Origin of the sequence: Arthrobacter sp. 24S4-2 (assembly GCF_005280255.1) — a bacterium.
GTDB lineage: Bacteria > Actinomycetota > Actinomycetes > Actinomycetales > Micrococcaceae > Arthrobacter.
Genome location: NZ_CP040018.1, coordinates 4,944,206 through 4,963,923 on the forward strand (window position 1 = coordinate 4,944,206; position 19,718 = coordinate 4,963,923).

The window sequence follows — 19,718 nt, forward strand, 5'->3', positions numbered from 1 at the left end:
CGGGCGACTAGAACCGAGCGTTAAGCTAGGAGCCTACGGAGAAAAAGCACCTGCTTTATCCAGTGGTGTTCCTGCCCTCCTTCATGGTTGTTGAACCTATACACCTCAATTTCCTTCGTTGGGCCGGGACCGGACGCATCAGAAGTGCCCGAGCCGTACGCGTTGAAGCTGGCGAAGACAGTAGAAGGCGGGCAGATGTCGTCACTTAGCGCTGCCGAGTACAGCGTCGGCGCTGTAGCCCATCGTCCGAGGTTGACGCCGTCGAAATAGCGTAGGACGTCAACTACTTGCTCATACCGGTCCCGGTGACGGGCAAGGAAGGCGGCGATTTCCGGGTACGGGCCACGCGGGGTGATGTCGATGGCGCGCGTAAAGTCCTGCAGGAACGGGACGTCGGGCAAAGCGGCCACGACGCCGTCGAGCCGGCCGGCTACCAGCCCGGAGACAGCTACCACAATGCCGCCGCCCTGACTTCCACCGGCGAGGACGACTCGTGCCGGATCCACCTCGGGGTGGGATTGTGCTGCCTCCACTGCCCGGAAGGCATCCGTGTACACCCGCCGGTAGTAGTAGTCTTCGCGGCTGCCGACGCCCCGGGTCATGAAGCCGGCATAACCTACGCCGCCAGCCGACGGATGGAGATCAGCAGTCTCACCCAGAGCAAAACCGTAGCCCTGGCCACGGGTGTCCATGATGAAATGCGCGTACCCCGCCTGCGCCCACCCTGTTTCCTGGTTCGCCAGTCCCCGCCCGCCGGAGTAGCCGACGTATTGGACCACCACAGGCAGCCTGGAACCTGAGTCCCTAGTGGCCGGGAGGTGCAGCCAGCCCTTGATGGGTTCCCCACCGTACCCTGCGAAGGTCACGTCAAAGGTGTCGATCACAGAAAGGTAGTTCTCCACGGGCTCAAACCGGGCGTTCAAGGGGTAGGCTCTGGCATCCCTGATCGTGGCATCCCAGAATTCGCGAAGGTCGTCCGGCATCGTCACATCGGAGATGTAGCTGCGGAGCTGGGACAACGGGAGGTCAAAGAGTGGCATCGCGTCCGTTTCTGTTGTTTTCGGGAGGGGTTGGCCTAGCTAGCAGACGGCTTGGGTGAGATTACTTTGCATGGAGGCCAACACGGTTGCGTTACCCGCCAGTACCTGAAGGGATATGTTGGCGTTCCCAGCGTAGCTTTATCTACCCATGCCGGGTCTCGCCAACTACGTTCCTCGTTCTGGAGGTACGCGCCTGTCTGCGAGTACCGAAGTAACGGAGTCAGGAACTTGCGGGCTCTACCAGGCCGTTGGAAGCTGATCCAATCAATTCCCTGCCCAACAGTGTGGGGCGAACTGTCGGCCGTGGTCAGCGGAGAGGTTATCAGTGGATCGGGCTGGGCATTTCCGTACCATGAGCCGGTCCGAGGACGGCAGCAGCGGAGAAGGCGCCATCGTTTGACCAGGAGTGGAGGACGGCGGCCACGTCCTGCCGCTTCTCGTCCCGGACGGCCACTTCGTAGGAACGTTCCAGTAGTGCGCGGATCTGCACCCGCCTGCCGGTGGCTGCGCTATCGATGAGTCGCTCCGGGCTGTCGGAAGGATCGAACGGTGAGATTCCAGACAGGTTGAAGGAGGTGAGAGCGTCGACGGTGACGGGTGCCGACGAATCGTTGACGAGTGCCACCTCCACCGTGACGTGGCGATCCCCCGTCCGGTGGGTCAGTGAGTGCTCTAGGCTGATGCCTTCGGCCGACCGAAACGCGGTGATAACGCGGGTGATGGCCCCGCGATGCTCAACTAGGTGATCGGCGAGGCGGAATCGGGCGGTGGAGGGCGACCACCGCATCGTGCGTCATTGGGCCCACCCATCTGTCGCAGCATCGCCCCGTAGCGCTGCATGCACCAGGGGATCGACTGTGCGCGCGGGCGGGTTGTCGGTGCCGGGTTGATTGGCGATGTAGGGCTCGTCGCCGATTCCAGTGCGCGCCGGGACCGGCTGCAGCGATGCGGGACACAGCACGAGTCCTACCTGCTCCGACTCGTCCACCCAGTAGTGGGCTGTCATGTCACCCAGTTCGTATATCGCGAGCTCACGCATTGTCATCTCCTGTGTCATGGCGTTCCCTTTCCGGTGCAGCTTAATGTCGCCCTCATCGTCGTGGCCGCCCACGGTCGCAAAACGATCGGTGCAGATTCCGACGCGAGGAGGGCCTCCAGTGCCTGTTCAAGCATGAGTTTAGAGGAAAGAGAGGTCTGGGTTGCGGAACCACTCGAAGCTCCGGGTCGGGCTACCGCCCGGCTATTTGAGTCGGTTGCTCATCGCCGCACTCCACGGGAAAGTAGACGGTGTAGGCGCCTTCAATGATGTCGCTTAGGGGTACGAATTTTATATCCGGGGTGCGGATGGTGCGATACGTGCCTGCATTCCACCAGTTGTGTGTCCTGCTCTCATCTGGTGCGAGAATCGTGGTCGCGTCGCCGTCCCCGCCGCGTGCACGCTCGACGGGTACGCGCTGTGCGACGAGCCCAGCGAGAACATAGGGTCCGTCTTCGAAGGAGACCACTGTGGGGCTATCGGGGGCAGGGACGGCCCGCACCTGGATTGGAAATTCGATACGCACGACATCACCCGCAGTCCAGTCGCGATCGACGAGAGCCCATCCCTCGTCGTCGACGTACGCAAGCTCATCCCCCTTGCAATACACGCGAAATGGGGCATGCACCCAATCCGGTATCCGCAGTCGCAACCCGAACCGCGCCGTTTGGTCTGGACGCACTTCGATATCGAAAACCATTCGGTCGGGGCGCTCGGTCGGCAGATCCGGCACCAGACGTTGGATGGCGTTGAGACCGCGCGGCGTTCCGGTTTCTCCGAATACCACTCCGGCGAGAGGATCCTGCTGAATCCGGATGGCGACGCTCGTCTCAGCGACATCGTCCCAACGCGTGTCAGAGGGTATGTATTGGCTGATGCGAAGACCGTCTTCGTCCCGCTGCACGGCAGCCGTCGCGTGCTGAGAGTGCGCTTGCAGGAGGGTGCCGTGGCAGCACCAGAAGTCGTTGGTGCGTGAACCCCATTGTTTCTCACTGCCGGGCGCGAGAGGAAGAAAGTACGCCACCATGCCTGTCTTCGGGTTTTGCTGTGCGAAAATTCCGTTGACCAGGTTGCGTTCCCAGTAGTCCGCGTATGTCTTTTCGCCCGTCCAGCTGTACAAGATTTGCGCCAGACGCATCATGTTGTAAACCGTGCAATGCTCCTGCACGCGGTGCAAACGGGAAAGTATTTTCTGCGCAGGCTGCCAGACTTCTCCCGATGTGGACCCGCCCGTACAGTACGTGCCACGCGAACTAACGGCCTGAGACCAAAACGCTTCGACGATGGCGCGCCAGCGGCGGTCTCCAGTGACCTCCCACGCTCGGGCAGCGCCTAGTATTTCCGGGATCTGTGTATTGGCGTGCCTGTTGGTCAACACGTCCTCACCGGCGAGCAGGCGATCAAAGAACCGTGGCCGGTCGTAGCGACTCATCAGCAGTGAGTATTTACTCTCGCCCGTTTCGCCGTAGAGATTCGCCCAGATCTCCAGCATCCCCCCCGTCTCGACGTCTAGAACATCGTCAAGCTTGTCGCGACTCATGTGATCCGTCCACTGCACGAACCAATCAGCGAAGTGCGTGAGCAGGGTGAACGCTGAGGCGTTGCCACCGACCGCATACATGTCCCAAAGCCCCATGAGGATCTTGTGAACCGTGTATTGCGGCGCCCACACCTCGTGGCCCTGGACAACCCGGTCCATATACCCGCGCGGAATCCCAGCCACCCACTGACCGCCATTCGCCTCCTGGCATCTGACCAGCTCGTTGACAATATGGTTGGCTCTAGCACGCACCTCGTCGTCATGTGTTGACAAGTAAGCCGCGGCCGATAGCCAGTGACCGAGGGTATGCCCGCGAAGATCACTCGTGGGCGATTCCCATCCCCAGTGCCAATTTTCGGGGCCGTCGGCTGCAGTCTCTCCGATAGTTGTCCCTACAGAACCGGAGTATCGCCACAATCCCGCCTCAAGGAGATAGGGGCGAAGTAAGTTCTCAGCGGTGAGACTCATCAAGTATTCGCGATTCATCTGTGCTCTGGACAGTGCGGGACCCTCGAGTAGTTCCGCATCGCGAGGACCAACGAAGCCAACCTGACTTTTCAAATTCATAGGATCTCCCGATCAGGGCAAGAACGGACACTAAGGAAGGCCAGCGGGCCAGGCCAGCGAGGCGATCGTTTTGTTTAGTTGGAATGGCCGGCATTAGCAGCTGGGATCAGATAGATCCCGTTGGTTTCAGCCACGCGTCTGATGGTCAGCCTTTCAAGCGTGAGTTCATTGGGCTGGTGAAACACCAGAAAGCGTTCATTTCGTGTTGTGAGCAGCATTGCATGTCCGCCATCAGACCCAACGAGGGGTTGAGGGTGGTGCACCCATGGTCCGGTGATGAGACCTGTGGAGCTGCGGGCCACGCCGACTGAGTAGCCTCCTTCGCCGCCGCTCGACCAGAGGAGTGCGAGCCCCGCGTCGTCGCGAACCACGAAGGGACCATCGGTGATGAACGCGACGTCGTCGTAACCCGTTTCTTCATTGCGAAAGGGTCGTGTCCAGGGCGCTTGCGAGGCAGTGAATAGGAGGATCGGAGCGCCTGTCGAGGTACGCAGGTCGTCACTGAGACGCTGCGCGTAGATCGCGCCCTCCCCGGCCTGCAGCCATTCATGGCAGAAGATTAGCCATGGAGCGCCGGCCTGGTCCTTGAAGAATGTGCCGTCAAGACACATCCACTCCGGTGGGGTGACGGGTCCGTCGCTCCAGGGTTGGAACAGTCCGTCTGGATCGGTTCCGATCAGAACCTGAGTGCCGCGACGGCCTGAGTGGTCGGCGAATGTCGCAAACATGAACCAGGCACCGTTGTAGGAATGCACTTCCGGCGCCCAGAACTGGGTTTCGCCCCAGAATCCAGGACCCGGGCGAAAGGCGGGAAATGGTCCCCTCCACCGCTCGAGATCATCGCTCTCGTACCGGTCGAACCCGACTCCCGGCCCCTGCCAGGGGCTCGGATCTGTCGTACCGAAGAGCAGGTAGCGGTCGTCGTGCTCCACGATGTACGGGTCACGGATGCGCAACTCGGACCGATCGATCATGTTGTGGCGTGGATAGGTGGAGTGGAGTGAGCTTTCCTGTTGTGACTTGTTGTGCGCCATAGTTACGACTTCACGGCACCCATCGTGAGTCCGCTCACGACGTGCCGCTGCAAGAAGGCGAACACGATGAGGAGTGGCGCGACGCCGAGCAACGCGGCGGGAAAGAGCAGGCTCGGGTCGAGCGTGTAGCTGCCAACGAGGGAGTAGGCGTTCACCATCACCGTTTTCAATGATGGATCCTGCAGGAAGACCAGCGGCACGAGCAGGTCATTCCAGACGCTCAGGGTCAGGAACGTGGCAAGGGTCGCCGTGACCGGCCGAAGGAGGGGGAACAGCACGACAAAGAAGGTGCGAATCGGTCCCGATCCGTCGATCGCCGCGGCTTCCTCGAGCTCTATCGGAATCTGTCGGAAAAAAGACGTGTAGAAGAAAATCGCGACCGGAAGGTTCATGGCCGTGTATGTGAGAATGACTCCCGCGTAGCTGTTCAGCAGGCCAGCGTCTCGGAGCAAGAGGTACAGCGGGGCAAGCAACACGAAGATCGGGACCGTCGAGCCCGCGATGAAGAGGCGGTAAACCCACGTCGCCCACGACCGGCTGATACGGGCAAGCGGGTACGCGGCAAGTGATCCGAGAACGATGGTGAAGATCAATGCGCCAGCCAAGACGATGGTCGAGCTGAACAAGCCCTGCGCGTAGTTCATCTTCGAATACGCGTCGGTGATGTTGGTGATGGTCAGGTTCGTGGGCCAGCCAAGCGGATCTTTGACCAGGTCCGAAGCGGGGCGCAGAGACGTCACTACCGTGTAGGCGAACGGCGCAAATATCAGGAGGACGGCGATGCCCAGTATCACGTCGCCGATCAGCGTTGCTGGTCCGCGTCGTGGTCGTCGCCGGCCAGCTCGACGTTCCTCACGGGACGCCGTCTGGGTTGTCTGGATTGTGGTGGCCATTTCAGATTCGCTCCTCGCGACGTCGAAGGAAGGATTGGGTTATTCCGCCAAAGAGGAGGACGAGAACGAGAAGGAGGAAGGCGATGGTAGCGCCATAGGCAAAGCTTCCCTGCCCCCCGAAGATCTTGGCGAAGATCAGCATTGTCAGGGTCGTGGTAGAACCGGCTGGTCCACCGTTCGTCATCACGAAGGGGAGCTCAAATACTTTGAGGGACCCGAGCAGGGAAAGGGTGACAGCCACGGTGGTGGCCGGGGCGAGAAGCGGCCACTCGACCGAGACGAATCGGCGCCAGCCTGCTGCTCCGTCCACGCTCGACGCGTCGATGAGTTCGGCCGGCAGGTTCATATATCCGGCCAAGAAGATGGCGGCTGAGTAGCCCGAGAACATCCATATGTTAACCAGCGCGATTGCCCAGAGTGCCGTCGAGGGATCGCCGAGCCACACGTGCGTGAGAGTGCTCAAACCGAGCGATCTCAAGAGGGAGTTGATCGCTCCGTCTGGCGCGAGAAGAGAGTTCCAGACGAACGCGGCCATGACGGCCGACATGAGAGTGGGAACGAGAATGAGGGTGCTGCCCAGTTGGCGGATCCGCGGGCGCATATATAGGGCCCTGGCGAGGACCAGACCGACCACGTTCTGCACGACAACCACTACGGCGGCGTACGCAAGCGTGATGCCCAGTGCTCGCATGACATCACTGTCGCTTCCCAGCGCGACGTAGTTTTTCGCGCCGACAAAGTTGCCGGCATTGCCGATCTTGCTGTCCGTCGCGCTCAAAACGAGCCCTTGCACCAACGGGTACAGAATGAGGACGAGGTACATGGCCAGGGCCGGAGCCATGAACGCGACGGCTATGAGAGGTTTGCGGTGGATCATCAGGTTTCCTTCAATTGAACGGAACGGCGGGGGCCGAGCTTGATGCGACTCGGCCCCTGCCGCAGGTGTTCACTTCGTGGGCTTGAGCTTCTCGTCGAGATTCTTGACAGTCTGATCGATGCTCTGCTGCCCCAGCCAGAGGGCCTGGACCTGCTCTTGCAGTGTCTTCTCGCCCGCGGCACTCAACCACGTGTTGGAAGGAAGGATGCGGTACCTTCCGTCGTTCACCGCCGCAACGAAGGTCTTGGTCGCGGCTCCCGACGGGTTCTCGCCGTTGGTGAACGGCGACACTGCATTCTCGGCCTCCAGGTAGAGCGAGGCGTTCTTGCCCGCAGACCAGAACTCTACGTACTTCTCTGCAGCCGTCTTGACCTTCGACTTGGCATTGACGCTGAGCATCGTGCCGACGAACAGGTTCGCGTTTGAATCGGGCTTGTCCGTGGCCGGCCATGGAATGAAGGAGTTGTCCAGTCCGGCCTTCGTGAACGTCGACTGGTTCCAGGCACCCTGCAAGTAGAACGCGCTCTTGCCAGCTTGGAAGTCTGAGATGCCGGTGCTCCACTCATCAACGCCGAGCTCGCTCTTGAAGTCGATGAACCCTTTCGACTGCAGGTCCATCATTTGTTGCAGCGACGACTTCCACGAAGAGAATGACGCCTTTCCTTGAACGAAGTCTGAGTCGAATGACGGCTGGTTTTTGTAGACGAGGGACGCGGCAATGGCGTTGATCGCCGCGTCGCCCGTCCACCCACCCTTGTTGGGCAAAGACAGTGGCGTGATTCCGGCGTCTTTCGCCTTCTGAAGGTCTGCCTCGAACTCGGGCCAGGTGGCCGGGTTCTGCGTGATTCCTGCCTTCTGAAGCAGTGCGTTGTTGGCGAACAGCGAGATGCCGATCACCTCCATCGGCATCGAGTAGGTCTTGCCGTCGTTCTCAACGAAGGGCTTGAGCTCCTTGCGCACTCCGGTCACCCACGGCTGCGACGACAGGTCTTCGAGGTATCCGGAAGATCCCCAGTCCTGAACCTTGGCCGAGTCGGTCATGATGACGTCGGCGGCGTTTCCGGCAAGAAGCTCGGACTGCACCCGCTGGGGGTATGCGGCGGAGGGGATGAACGAGTACTCGAGCGTGATGTCGGGATTGGCCTTCTCGAACGCGGCGTTGATCTCCTTCACGTTCGCCGGCTCGGCGTCTCCGCCCTTCCAGCCGTAGACCTTCAGGACCGTCTTGTCGCCGGCGCCGCCGGCGCCGCCGGCGCCGGTCGACGTACAGCCCGCGAGAAGAAGTGAGCCAACCGCGAGCATCGTGATGGCCACGAGGCGTCCACGGCTATTTCTAGTGCTGTCCGCAGGATCGACGCCCCTGCGAACTTTTCCGGTGCTGTGTTTCATTGTGCCCTCTCCATTGAGAATTTGTAGCGCTCCAAATCGCGTAACTACAGGATTGCTACACCCAGTGGGTTTGTCAAGTCAGCGACGAGACTCACCAATAGTGCTCGCGAAACGGGGTGCATGCCTCATTTGAGAAACGCTCGCGAAATCACGGGCCGCTGCGGGCACGGCGGTGACGATGAGGGATAGACCTGTCGATGGCAACGCGTAGGGAAATCACGAAGAAATACGTGGCCGATTATGCGAAGTCATCGAAGACGGCCAAGGGTTTGGTTCTGGACGAGCTGGTCGCCGTCACGGGGTGGTCCCGAGCCAACGCCCGCCGGGCACTGTCCACCGCGCGTAAACGAAAAGGCCCGGCGAAAGCGGTGGTGCGGAAGCCCCGGGGACGGACCTACGGCTATGACACCCTCAAGGTCCTGATCGGTGTGTGGCGGCTCGCCGGGATGCCATCGGGCAAATACCTGGCAGCGACCATGGACCTGTGGCTGCCCAAGCTTGAAGCCTTCGGGGAACTCAACGCGAAGAGGCTGACACCGGCTGTCAGGGCGCAGCTGATGCAGGTCTCCGGGGCTACGATCGACCGGCTCCTCAAGCCCACCAGGGACGCGGCCCGACCCAGGGCCTGGCCGCGACGAAGGCCGGGCCGCTGCTGCGGAACTCGATCACGGTCCGCAAAGCCGGGGACGAACGTGAACAGTCACCGGGGTTCATCGAGGCGGACATGGTCGTCCAGTGCGGCCCCACCCTGGCCGGGGAATTCGCCAGGACCCTGACCGCCACGGACGTCTTCACCGGCTGGACCGAGAACGTCGCGGTCCGGAACGGGGCACACAAATGGGTGCTGGCCGCCATGGACGAGGTCGTGGCGCGCCTGCCGTTCCCCCTGGTCGGCCTGGACACCGACAACGGCGGGGAATTCATCAACCATGCCCTGATCAGATGGGCCGGCGAGAAGGACATCTACTTCACCCGTGCCCGGCCGTACAAGTCCAACGACAACGCCCACGTCGAGCAGAAAAACGGCGACGTCGTCCGCCGGCACGCCTTCCACTACCGCTACGACACCGCAGCGGAACTGAAGCTCCTCAACACCCTTTACGCTCTGGTCCGGGTCTGGCTGAACCTCTTCACCGCGACGACGAAGGCCATCGGCTGGCGCTCGAACAAACACGGCAGGAAGACCCGCATCTACGACAATCCCCGGACCCCGTACCACCGCGTCATCGACTCCGGGACCCTCACCGAAGCCAAAGCCGCTGAACTCGCGGACCTGATGGAGACCACCAACCCGGCCGACCTCACCCGCGGCATCACCGCCATCCAGACCCAACTGATCGCCCTTGCCGCAGCGAAAACACGGGCTCTGGAAGCATCAGCCACGCGAGCAGAAATAGCTGAGGCACGCACAACACTTTCGCGAGCATCTTGACGTGAGTCGTTACGGTCAGCGGTACAGAGCGGTCGATTCGCGCGCGAGGAGGTGGAAGGGAACGCTGAGTTGTTCCGGAATCGAGTCGGGATCGGCGAGTTGCTTGGCGAGCAGCCGGACGGCCTCGCGCGCCATCCACTCCTTGTCGATGAACATCGTGGAGAGCGTGGGTGAGGCGAACCGGCCATCTTCGATGTCGTCGATTCCGATCACCGCGACGTCCTCCGGCACCCTCAGCCCGTGCCGCCGAAGGGCCGACAGTGCCCCCAGCGCGAGCAGGTCGTTGGCGCAGAAGACCCCGTCGAACCCGAAGCCCGCGTCGAGAAGCTCATCGACGGCGCGAGCTCCATCTTCGCGGGTCCAATCCCGAACGGCCCCAACAGGCCCGGCTTCGCGGAGGCCGGCCTCCTCCAACGCCTGATGGAATCCAGCTTCGCGCTCCGACACGACGAACGGGTCACCGAAGGTCTTGTCTCCGATCATCACCAGTCGTGAGCGGCCCTGATCCAACAGGTGCTTGGTGGCAGTATGCGAGATCGCCACCGAGTCGATGCCGACGCGATCGACGGACGACAACTTCGATCGCTCGCCCAACAGCACGAGCGGGGCGCGACCTCGCCTCACCTCGATCTCTTCGTCCTCGATCACCGATGGGCTGAAAATAAGACCATCGGCGGAGCCCAGGTTCCACGAGTCCGCAGCTTCTCGTTCACGCTCCAACAGATTGTCGGTCTGCTGAACGATCAGGCGCATCCCGGCATCGTCGGCTGCGGCAACCGCGGCCCGCGCCAACTCGGCGAAGTAGGGTTGCGCGAAATTGGGGATTGCAAGGCTCACAAGACCTGTCCGCCCCGAGACGAGGTTCTGACCGATTGCCTGCGGCCGGTAGCCGAGTTTGTCGATTGCCGCGTTGACGCGCTGGCGCATCGACTCCCGAACGTTCGGATGGTTTCGGATCACGTTTGAAACGCTGCTCTTCGAGACGTGCGCCTCGGCGGCGACGTCCTCTAATGTTACTTGCCGACCCATTCCCGTCCTTAAATCCTTGCCGCCTCGACGGCCCTTTCGGCCAGAGTCTCATTTGGAGCGTACCAAAATTGGGCATGGCGCGCGGGATGTGGCTGTGTCGACGAGTTTTCGACGCAGCCACATCCCGAGGTGATGACTAGCCCACGGCCATCAGTGCGAGGTCATCGCATGCTCCCGCACCCGATCCCGCCCCTTAGTAGCAATAGACGGTTGCTTGCGTGCTGGCAGTGCCCGTGGTGAACACCACCGCGGCGGGTGCGTATGTCGCCCCGGCCACCGCATGGAACGACTCCGCGGCGCCGAATGACTTGACGCCGAGAGCAATCTGCTCACCCGACACCGCATGCAGCCACCCCGTGAGAACGTACGTCGTGCCGGGCTGGAGTCCGCTGATCGTCTGCTGCACCCCGCTGTTCGCCGCTCCCGTCGCGAGCCCGAACGACCCGCTGTGGGCAGCCGAGGCGGTGACGTTGACTGCGACCGTCGACGACAGGCCCCACGGTGCTCGCGAGCCGGTCTCGAAGCCTCCGTTCACCACCAGGTCGGCAGGGTTCGACAACTTGACGATGCTGAAGTCATCACAGAAGCCCGGGCCGGAGCCGGTGTTCTTGTAGCAGTGGATCGTCGCGCTCGTGCTGGTTGGTCCGGTGGTGAACTGGACGGTATCGAGTGCCCAGGCTGCGTCGGTCGATTTGCTGAAAGTCTCCGTTCCGCCGTAGTTCTTGACCCCGATCGCGACCTGCTCACCGGCGACCCCGACCTTAACCCACGCCGAAACCCACGCCGACAAGAGGTAACTGGTCGACGTGGGTTAAGCCGCTCACGACGTTCTCGACTCCGCTGTTCGAGTTCCCCGTCTGCACTGCAGAGCTGCCGTTGAACGGCGTGCTCGTGGTGAGTGACGATCCTGCCCCACTGAGGGTCCACGGCGTGAGAGCCCCGGAATCAAAGCTGCCATTTCGAACGAGATTCGTGTCGGCTGTCTCATAGGCACCGATACTGGGTACCGCCGCGATCGGGTTGCCGGCGATATCCCGGCCGCCGTTGGAGGGGATCGCGACACCGGCGCCCAAGGCGGGCGACGATTCGCGGGGCTGATAGGCCGCCATACCGCCCGAGGCCTGGGTCGCAGATTGGAGGGGACCGACCACCTGGGGCGACAAGTAGATCGTGCCGGTCGTCGGCTCATTGTTGTTGCGTGGCCCGTACAGCAGGTTGTTGGCGAAGACGGAACCGGTTGTCTGCAGGTAGCCCTTGGATCCGAAGTTCAGCACCAGGTTGTTTCGGAACTTGTAGGAACCGGGTTGCGTGTTGCCGGTCCGCGTTCCGGTCACCGATGTGGCGCGGCCGGACGAGATGTAGATCGTGTTGTTGTAAATGTCTGGAAGGGGTGCGGCCGAACCGCTCTGGTTGGGAATCGCCCTCGGAAAGTCGAACACGTTGTGCGCTCTGTTGAAGTTGCTGGTAATTGGGCAGCCAGCCGTGTTCGTATCGTCTTCGCTCACGTTGTAGCGGACGACCGTTCCGTCGCTCGGGAGTTCGCCCCCGATCTGCTGCATCATCAAGAGAAAGCCACCGGAGTTATTGCGCGAGTAGTTGTACTGGATTGTTGTGTTGTGGTTGCCCCAGTCGACGTCGAACGCCATGCCGTCCTGCTGGTTGATCGTGCACGCCACCGTATTGTTCTGGATAGTCGTGTCGCTGCTGCCGGCCACCCAGATCGAAGCTGCCGCCGTATTGCAGATATTCCCGGAGGGCGGGCATCCGGTCGTCGCTTTGGGCCCGCCGTACGCCGCATCATTCCCGTCAATCAGCGCTCCATCGCCGTTGACGACCAGAATGTCGTCGCCGCCCGAGTACCGGATGTTGTTGTTCAGGATGCGAACGTTCGTCGTCATGCCGGTACCACGACCGTTGCCCTCTGGTGTGACAGCAATAGCGATGCGGTCGACGTGGTCGAAGGTGTTGTTGTCGATCGTGATGTCGTTCCAGGTGGAGACGGACGCGGTTTGGTCGGTCTGGATGGCGACTCCCGCGTTCGACGAGTACCAGCCGCCCGACCATCCGGAGATATTGCGAACCGTCATGTCGGTGATGGAAATGCCCGAGAGCGTCGTCCCCGACGAGTTCTCGACCAGCACTCCGGTCCTGAACGCGGGGGACGCCGCGGCGTTTCGGACCTCGAGTCCCGAGAGCTGCCACTGCTGGACGTTAAGAAGCTTGATCGTGGCACCCACCACGCCATTGCCGTCGATGATCGGCTTGGCGCCAGATCCATAGCTCGTGATGACGGCGGGGCTGCCTGCTGCTCCCGACCCGGACGGCGTCAGCTGACCGACGCAGGTCGTTCCCGCCTTGAACAGTACGCGTTCGCCAGGGCCGAACTGCAGGGAATTCACCGATGCCAGCGAATTCCACGGATCCGCCTGAGTCCCCAGGCCATTCGTGCTGGCCGAGCAATCAACGAAGTGGTCTGATCCTGCGGCGTTTGCCACCCCGGCGTTGCTTTGTGCCGCCACCGTAAGGAGCACGGCGGCGAGGAGGGAAAGCATGGCTCGTGGACGTTTCGGACTTTTCAACATGGGATGTCCATTCTCCTTTGAACGGCGGAATCCTTGGAGCGTTCCAAGGATGTGGGGTACGCTGTCCCGCAGAACGCCCAAGCTGTCAACCCACCATGCGGGTCGGTCTGGTCCAACGACCTCGATTTCACTGACGCTCGCGAGAAGGATCCACAATGACGTTGCCCTTGATCAACCCTGACGACCTCCCTTATCAGGTCGATGTTTCTGATAACACAGCAGCCTTGGCTGGCGTGAAGCAGGTCATCGACGCCGGGCCCTACGACTCGACCTGGGAATCGCTGCAGAGGTACCGGGCACCGCTGTGGTACCACGACGGCAAGTTCGGCATCTTCCTCCACTGGGGAGTGTTCTCCGTCCCCGCCTTTGGCGACGAGTGGTATTCCCGCTCCATGTACCTCGAAGGGACGAAAGCGTTCGAGCATCACGTCGAGACCTACGGACCGCAGAATGCATTCGGCTACAAGGACTTCATCCCGAGCTTCACGATGGACAAGTTCCAGCCCGACGACTGGGCCGCGCTGTTCAAGGAGGCCGGCGCGCAGTTCGTGGTGCCGGTGGCCGAGCACCACGACGGTTTCGCCCTGTACGACACCGGCCGTTCGCGGTGGAGCGTTACGAACATGGGCCCGCGCCAAGACATCTTGCGTAAGCTCGGCGACGCAGTGGATCGCGCCTGGATGGTTCTCGGCGCCTCAAGTCATCGCGCAGAGCACTGGTTCTTCATGAACGGAGGGAGCCGGTTCGACTCCGACGTTCGCGATCCCGCCTACGCGGACCTCTATGGGCCGGCCCAGCGTGAAGAGATCGCGCCGAATGAGCGCTTCCTCGAGGACTGGCTCCTGCGATGCGTCGAGATCGTCGACAAGTACCGCCCGCAAATCTTCTACTTCGATTGGTGGATCGAGTCGGCTGCATTCGAGCCGTATCTGAGGCGCTTCGCCGCGTACTACTACAACCGCGCCGCCGAATGGGGTCGTGAGGTCGTCATCAATTTCAAGTGGAACGCCTTCGCGAAGGGGAGCGCTGTCTACGACATCGAACGCGGGACCATGGGTGGCATCCGCGAAGACGTTTGGCAAAACGACACGTCGGTGTCGCGAACATCGTGGAGTTGGGTTGAGGGGCACGACTACAAGGACGCGCAGGAGCTGATCGCCGAACTGGCTGACACCGTGTCGAAAAACGGCGTGCTCCTCCTGAACGTCGGACCCAAAGCCGACGGCACGATCCCAGAAGAGGAACGTCGGCTCCTCCAGGCCATCGGGGAGTGGCTGACGCGAAACGGCGAAGCGATCTACGGCAGCCGACCGTGGATCATTCCCGGCGAGGGCCCGACCGTGGTCACGGTCGGCTCTTTCGTTGACAGCTCCTCGCCGGAGTACACGGCGGCAGATGTTCGCTTCACCACACGAACCGACGTTACCGGCGACTACGTTTACGGAACATTGCTTGCACACCCGCAGGACGGAATAGCCCGCATCCGTTCGTTTGGAAGCGGGGCCGGGCTCCTTACCCGAGGAATCCGGGAGGTTCGAGTCCTCGGTTCTGCCGAAGACGTTGCTTGGCAGCGATCCGCTGAGTCGCTTGAGGTGACGTTGCCGGCCCAATCGCAGACCGCGGCGGGTCCGGTCGTGCGGCTCTACCTCGAAGACGAGGCTCGGCCACCCCGTCACGACTTCTTGCACGGATGAGGAGGATTTCCGTGCTGGGCATGTCCTCAGTGATTGAGGCGGCGCGGGGCCCTGCGCACCTTCGGGTCGATAGTGCTTCCGCTGAGCAGGAATTCGCTAATTTCCGCCGCGCTCTTCACGTTCCTCTTTAGCTGGAACGACTTCCTGTTTGCTGTGACACTGACCACCACCGATCAGGCGGCGGACGGTGAACTTGGGCATCTCCCAATGCATCGGCGCATATGTGAACGGCTGGAGCTCGGAGGTTAGTGATCCAGACCAGAACGATGAAACCCGCCGGGACATCGAGGGCTCCCTGCGAGAATTCGTCACAGCACGTCGCACCGGCAAGGAGCCCATGGGAGAAGTGCACGGAAACATCATGGGTCTGGCCATGGTTGAAGCAGCCATGGCCAGTGCCTCAACCGGCCGCCGCATCATCTTGCAGGATCTGCTCGAGGAGTCCTACCAGCAGGCCCAGGCCGACGAAACCAATCCGGATGTCCTGGAGGTCCTCCAGTCCTGGGCCAGTGCTTCCGCATGGTTGACCGGGACCCCGCACATGGGCCCCAGTTCACCGGCGCACCACCAGCCGACCAGCTCCCTGTCAAGTAGTGCCCGTGGGAACGCCGACGAACTCTTCTCCCCACGTGAGCCCGGAGAACGAAGGACAGACTGCACTGTTATGGGTGGAGGCTGGTGTCCACGTCTGTTTTGCGCCACGAGGTGAAATTCACGACGAGGCCCGCTCGTGACGGAGCGCAGCAGAACGGCCCGGCGGTGACCGTAGCCGCAGGGCTGAGAGGTGCCACCCGAACCAGGCGCCACCCTTCGTCATCCACCCGGGCCCGGATCGTCACCGCGTCTCCCGAACGGCTTGCCCGCGTCGTCACGGTGCGACCAGCCCACCCAGAAGCTGGTCCAAGCGACCAGTCGGACACGCCACGGGTCACGACGGCGCCGAGGCTTGCCTCGCCATCGCTCCACTCGACGCCGGCCTTGATCGATTCCGTGTCGTCGACGCGGAGGCTCCGCCTGATCGAACTGTTCTGAGAAGTCCAGTTCGAACGAAAGCTCGACAGCCGCGTCCTGCTCTAGGGGAGCAAGGAGTGCATGGGCAATCCGGTTGCCGGGTGCGGAGAATCACCTCCATTTGGACAGGCGAGTCCGCGCCGGTACCCGCGGGAGTTCAGTGGTGGACAGCGTCAGCGAGTGGCCATCGCTCGGTCCCTCGCGCTCAAACCTCGACTGATCGTCTGCGACGAGCCCGTCTCCGCACTCGACCTCACCACCCAAGCGTGAGTCTTCGACCTTCTCGTCGACAATCAGCGCGAAACCGGAGTCGCCTACCTCTTCATCACCCACGAACTGCAGATGGTGCGCCTCGTGAGCCATCGCATCGCGGTGATGTACCAGGGCGAATTGGTCGAGACCGGGTCCGCAGCCGACGTCACGTTGAATCCACGGAACGAGTACACCAGGAGTCTGCTCCTCGCCTCTCTAACGGCCGACCCCGATCGGCAACGCCAACGACGGGAGCTGCGGAAGGCTCTTCGCGCAAGCACCACTGATCTTGTGGCTCGATCACACTGAATTGATACCGAGCTGCGCGCTCGGGTACGAGTCAGAAGACGGACTCACCGCCGTCCGAGGTCAGAATGGCTCCGTTCACGTTCACGCTGTCGTCGCTGAGGAGGAATGTGATCGACACCGCGAGGTTCTCGGGCAACGCGATCGGGACCGGCGGCGAGAAGCTCTGCACGCGTTCCGGTCCGTAACCACCCGTGATGACGGGGCGCATGCCGGTCAACGTTCCACCTGGAGCGACGGCGTTGACTCTGATGCCGTTCGGCTCGTACGTGAACGCCATGCTGCGGGTGACTCCGATCACCGCATGCTTCGAGGCGGTGTACGCGAGCCCAGACGAGGACCCGCGAAGCGCGGCCTCGGATGCGACGTTCACGACGGTGCCCCGTCCCGCGTCCAACATTAGGGGGACGACGGCGCGGGTGAGGCGTATCAAGGCGCGGGTGAGGCGTATCAAGGCGCGGGTGAGGCGTATCAAGGCGCGGGTGAGGCGTATCAATCCGAAGACATTGACGTTGAAGGTACGTTCCAGGACCGCGTCGGTCACCTCATGGATTGCACTGAAGTCGTCGGAGAGCCCTGCGACGTTGGCGAGACAATCGATTCTCCCGCCCGCCGCCTCGAGGACACGCGCGATCGCACTCTCGTCAGTGGACGAGAGGCGATGGTTTTCAAGGTCTTAATTTCCTATTACAGAATATGCATCCGATCAATCAGCGATCCCACTGGCGCCGACCGCGAAGTTTCGTTCGCGCGACGGATGGCCGCAGGTGCGTGAGCCTGTGAGACACACCAAGCCGCCAACTCATTCACCACTGGGCGCATCCAGCGTAGATTGATCATATCTATAACTGGCCACGGACCGTAAATTAGCAGTTTTAAGCAGTAGACATCTGATGAATAACCTGTATATAGTAATTTGGCTCTCGATCAGTAGAGCTAAGCCAAGAGTGGAGGCCGCTATCGTGCGTATTCGATCAATGGGGATCGCTGTAGGAACTGTTGTAGGAGTAGTGGCATTGGCGGGGTGTTCCGGAACCGAGCTGGATCAACTTCCTCAACGGGGCGATCATCCTCGGCGCACTGGTCATTAGCCGCCTGGCGTCCGGCAAGGACCAGAACGACTAAGGTCACCTACCCGCTGATTCGCGGCGCCGACCGCGGCTGGCCAAAACGACAGGGAACGTCACACCTCTCCGCGGGCGTGCGCAGCAACGCCGCGCCTGTGAACAGACATCAGGAGTACCAACGCATGAAAGCAGTCACCTATACCGGGGAACGCAGATTCACCCTCACGGACATCGAGCCGGAACCGGTTCGCCCCGGCAGCGTCAGGGTCGAACCGGCATATGTCGGACTCTGCGGGACCGATCTTCACATCTTCCATGGGCACATGGATTCGAGGGTCACGAAACCGGCAATCATCGGCCACGAAATGGTCGGCGTTATCACTGAACTTGGTGCTGATGTGTCCGGATGGAACATCGGTGACGTTGTGACCGTGATGCCCCTGGTCTGGGACAACACCTGTCCTGCCTGCCAGTCCGGTCATTCCCATATTTGCCAGAACCTGCAGTTCGTCGGCATCGACACCGCCGGCGCCCTGCAGCAGCAGTGGGTTGTTCCATCCGACCTTCTTGTCCGTGTGCCCGAAGGTGTTCGGCTGGCACATGCTGCCCTGGTCGAGCCCGTCGCCGTTGCAGTTCACGATGTGCGCCGATCCGAACTGACCAGAGGGCAGCAGGCCGTAGTCATCGGTGCCGGACCGATCGGTGTTCTCATCGCGACCGTCGCCCGGAGTGTAGGCGCCGATGTGGCGGTCATGGAACTGGATCCGGGCAGGCGCGCCCTGGCACAGGAACTCGGCCTGACCACTATCGACCCAAGCCAAGTCGATCCCGTGGCCTGGGTAACGGAGTGGACTCATGGAGCAGGAGCAGACGTCGTCTTCGAAGTTGCCGGCGCAGCAGCAGCGATCCGCACGGCAACTAATTTGGCAAAGGTACGCGGGACCGTCGTTGTTGTAGCGATTCACCCGGAACCGCGTCTTGTGGACCTCCAACGAGTTTTCTGGCGCGAATTGCGGATTCTCGGGGCCAGGGTCTATCAGCGCACCGATTTCGAAGAAGCGGTGAGGCTGATCGAGGCTGGGCTGATACCCGCTGAACAGCTCATCACAGAGATCGTACCGCTGAATGAGGTGCAGTCCGCGTTTGAAAAGTTGGAAGCAGGCGCCGCCCTGAAGGTACTCATCGAGGTTGGAGGACCGCAGCAATGAATCCCTTCGATCTGACAGGAAAAACGGCACTCGTCACCGGGGCAAGCCGCGGAATCGGCCTGGCAATGGCAGACTCTCTCGCAACCGCCGGGGCGGATATCATAGCCGTCTCAGCAACACTGGATCTGCACGGATCAGCTGTCCAGAAAGCGGTAGAGTCGCACGGACGATCGTTCACTGGGTACAGGGTCGACTTCGCTGACCCGGACGCCGTAACGTCATTCGGAGCAGAGCTCATCCAGTCCGGTTCGCCCATTGACATTCTTATCAATAATGCCGGAACTATCGAACGTGCACCGGCCGCACAGCACTCTGCGGACTCCTTCTCACGCGTAGTCCAAATCAATCTCACCAGCCAATTTTTGCTCACCCAGCTCATTGGGCGCGCAATGCTTGCCCGCGGAAACGGCCGCATCATTTTTACCGCCTCGCTGCTCTCATTTCAGGGAGGGATCAACGTGCCCGGATACACCGCATCCAAGTCAGCAATCGCAGGACTTATCCGCGCCCTCGCCAACGAATGGACTGCCTCGGGAGTGACAGTCAATGGAATCGCACCTGGATATATCGCCACCGACAATACGGCGGATCTGCGAGCGGACCTCGGTCGGAGGCAAGCCATTCTAGACCGCATTCCCGCGGCCAGATGGGGCGAACCGGAAGATCTCGGTGGAGCTGCCGTCTTTCTCTCCTCAGACGCAGCCCGCTATATCAGCGGTGCAATCCTCCCCGTCGACGGTGGGTGGCTCGGACGATGACCG

At 61.6% G+C, this 19,718-nt stretch carries 19 protein-coding genes and 2 pseudogenes; 8 read left to right on the forward strand and 13 right to left on the reverse strand.

Annotated elements, in window-relative coordinates; all coding sequences use genetic code 11:
* Positions 1 to 20: 20 nt before the first annotated feature.
* From FCN77_RS22950 to FCN77_RS22985, 8 genes are all read right to left on the reverse strand, one after another.
* On the reverse strand, positions 21 to 1,040 hold the full coding sequence (locus tag FCN77_RS22950; RefSeq protein ID WP_137324141.1) for an acetylxylan esterase: 1,020 nt from the start codon (positions 1,038 to 1,040) through the stop codon (positions 21 to 23).
* 322 nt (positions 1,041 to 1,362) lie between these two features.
* Complete coding sequence (locus tag FCN77_RS22955) at positions 1,363 to 1,827, reverse strand: hypothetical protein (protein ID WP_137324142.1); 465 nt, start codon at positions 1,825 to 1,827, stop codon at positions 1,363 to 1,365.
* A gap of 6 nt (positions 1,828 to 1,833) precedes the next feature.
* On the reverse strand, positions 1,834 to 2,097 hold the full coding sequence (locus FCN77_RS22960; RefSeq protein ID WP_137324143.1) for a hypothetical protein: 264 nt from the start codon (positions 2,095 to 2,097) through the stop codon (positions 1,834 to 1,836).
* Between the two features lie 172 nt (positions 2,098 to 2,269).
* On the reverse strand, positions 2,270 to 4,183 hold the full coding sequence (locus FCN77_RS22965; RefSeq protein ID WP_137324144.1) for a beta-L-arabinofuranosidase domain-containing protein: 1,914 nt from the start codon (positions 4,181 to 4,183) through the stop codon (positions 2,270 to 2,272).
* Between the two features lie 74 nt (positions 4,184 to 4,257).
* Entirely contained in the window at positions 4,258 to 5,217 is a 960-nt protein-coding gene (locus tag FCN77_RS22970) for a glycoside hydrolase family 43 protein (RefSeq protein WP_137324145.1), read from the reverse strand.
* Positions 5,218 to 5,219: 2 nt separating this feature from the next.
* Positions 5,220 to 6,110 carry a carbohydrate ABC transporter permease gene (locus tag FCN77_RS22975; RefSeq protein ID WP_137324146.1) on the reverse strand — a complete coding sequence of 297 codons (891 nt, stop codon included), beginning with the start codon at positions 6,108 to 6,110 and terminating at the stop codon, positions 5,220 to 5,222.
* A gap of 1 nt (position 6,111) precedes the next feature.
* Positions 6,112 to 6,987 (reverse strand): carbohydrate ABC transporter permease, encoded by an 876-nt coding sequence (locus FCN77_RS22980; RefSeq protein ID WP_137324147.1) that lies wholly within the window; start codon positions 6,985 to 6,987, stop codon positions 6,112 to 6,114.
* Between the two features lie 69 nt (positions 6,988 to 7,056).
* On the reverse strand, positions 7,057 to 8,376 hold the full coding sequence (locus FCN77_RS22985; RefSeq protein WP_137324148.1) for an ABC transporter substrate-binding protein: 1,320 nt from the start codon (positions 8,374 to 8,376) through the stop codon (positions 7,057 to 7,059).
* A gap of 197 nt (positions 8,377 to 8,573) precedes the next feature.
* On the opposite strand from FCN77_RS22985, the gene FCN77_RS27175 reads away from it, so the two are divergent.
* Together FCN77_RS27175 and FCN77_RS27180 are read left to right on the forward strand one after the other, a co-directional pair.
* Positions 8,574 to 9,152, forward strand: coding sequence for a hypothetical protein (locus FCN77_RS27175; protein WP_254678706.1), 579 nt, complete (start codon positions 8,574 to 8,576; stop codon positions 9,150 to 9,152).
* Positions 9,101 to 9,808 carry a transposase family protein gene (locus FCN77_RS27180; RefSeq protein WP_254678707.1) on the forward strand — a complete coding sequence of 236 codons (708 nt, stop codon included), beginning with the start codon at positions 9,101 to 9,103 and terminating at the stop codon, positions 9,806 to 9,808. Before FCN77_RS27175 ends, FCN77_RS27180 begins: the two co-directional genes overlap by 52 nt.
* 15 nt (positions 9,809 to 9,823) lie before the next feature.
* On the opposite strand, the gene FCN77_RS22995 is transcribed toward FCN77_RS27180, so the two are convergent.
* From FCN77_RS22995 to FCN77_RS23000, 3 genes are all read right to left on the reverse strand, one after another.
* On the reverse strand, positions 9,824 to 10,837 hold the full coding sequence (locus FCN77_RS22995; protein ID WP_137324149.1) for a LacI family DNA-binding transcriptional regulator: 1,014 nt from the start codon (positions 10,835 to 10,837) through the stop codon (positions 9,824 to 9,826).
* A gap of 193 nt (positions 10,838 to 11,030) precedes the next feature.
* Complete coding sequence (locus tag FCN77_RS26435) at positions 11,031 to 11,627, reverse strand: carbohydrate binding domain-containing protein (protein ID WP_217496188.1); 597 nt, start codon at positions 11,625 to 11,627, stop codon at positions 11,031 to 11,033.
* Positions 11,599 to 13,389 (reverse strand): right-handed parallel beta-helix repeat-containing protein, encoded by a 1,791-nt coding sequence (locus FCN77_RS23000; protein ID WP_217496189.1) that lies wholly within the window; start codon positions 13,387 to 13,389, stop codon positions 11,599 to 11,601. The genes FCN77_RS26435 and FCN77_RS23000 overlap by 29 nt, the downstream gene beginning before the upstream one ends.
* A 185-nt stretch (positions 13,390 to 13,574) precedes the next feature.
* On the opposite strand from FCN77_RS23000, the gene FCN77_RS23005 reads away from it, so the two are divergent.
* From FCN77_RS23005 to FCN77_RS26120, 3 genes and pseudogenes are all read left to right on the forward strand, one after another.
* A complete protein-coding gene (locus FCN77_RS23005) occupies positions 13,575 to 15,113 on the forward strand; it encodes an alpha-L-fucosidase (RefSeq protein WP_137324150.1) in 1,539 nt (512 codons plus the stop codon).
* A gap of 11 nt (positions 15,114 to 15,124) precedes the next feature.
* Positions 15,125 to 15,363: pseudogene (locus FCN77_RS27185) on the forward strand (carbohydrate ABC transporter permease); the annotation flags it as partial.
* An 87-nt stretch (positions 15,364 to 15,450) separates the two neighbouring features.
* Positions 15,451 to 15,822, forward strand: coding sequence for a hypothetical protein (locus FCN77_RS26120; RefSeq protein ID WP_175417362.1), 372 nt, complete (start codon positions 15,451 to 15,453; stop codon positions 15,820 to 15,822).
* Here the strand turns inward: FCN77_RS26120 and FCN77_RS23015 are convergent.
* A complete protein-coding gene (locus FCN77_RS23015; RefSeq protein WP_368074347.1) occupies positions 15,776 to 16,174 on the reverse strand; it encodes a DUF1349 domain-containing protein in 399 nt (132 codons plus the stop codon). The two genes, FCN77_RS26120 and FCN77_RS23015, sit on opposite strands and share 47 nt — an antisense overlap.
* A gap of 91 nt (positions 16,175 to 16,265) precedes the next feature.
* Between FCN77_RS23015 and FCN77_RS23020 the strand changes: the two are divergent.
* Positions 16,266 to 16,685 (forward strand): annotated as a pseudogene (locus tag FCN77_RS23020) (ATP-binding cassette domain-containing protein); the annotation flags it as partial.
* Positions 16,686 to 16,716: 31 nt separating this feature from the next.
* Here FCN77_RS23020 and FCN77_RS23025 read toward each other — a convergent pair.
* Positions 16,717 to 17,316: an SDR family NAD(P)-dependent oxidoreductase gene (locus FCN77_RS23025; RefSeq protein ID WP_137324151.1), complete on the reverse strand. Its 600-nt coding sequence runs from the start codon at positions 17,314 to 17,316 to the stop codon at positions 16,717 to 16,719.
* Between the two features lie 567 nt (positions 17,317 to 17,883).
* Between FCN77_RS23025 and FCN77_RS23030 the strand changes: the two genes are divergently transcribed.
* On the forward strand, positions 17,884 to 18,957 hold the full coding sequence (locus FCN77_RS23030) for a zinc-binding dehydrogenase (RefSeq protein WP_254678708.1): 1,074 nt from the start codon (positions 17,884 to 17,886) through the stop codon (positions 18,955 to 18,957).
* Positions 18,954 to 19,715, forward strand: coding sequence for an SDR family oxidoreductase (locus FCN77_RS23035; protein WP_137324152.1), 762 nt, complete (start codon positions 18,954 to 18,956; stop codon positions 19,713 to 19,715). The genes FCN77_RS23030 and FCN77_RS23035 overlap by 4 nt, the downstream gene beginning before the upstream one ends.
* The last annotated feature ends 3 nt before the right edge of the window (positions 19,716 to 19,718 follow it).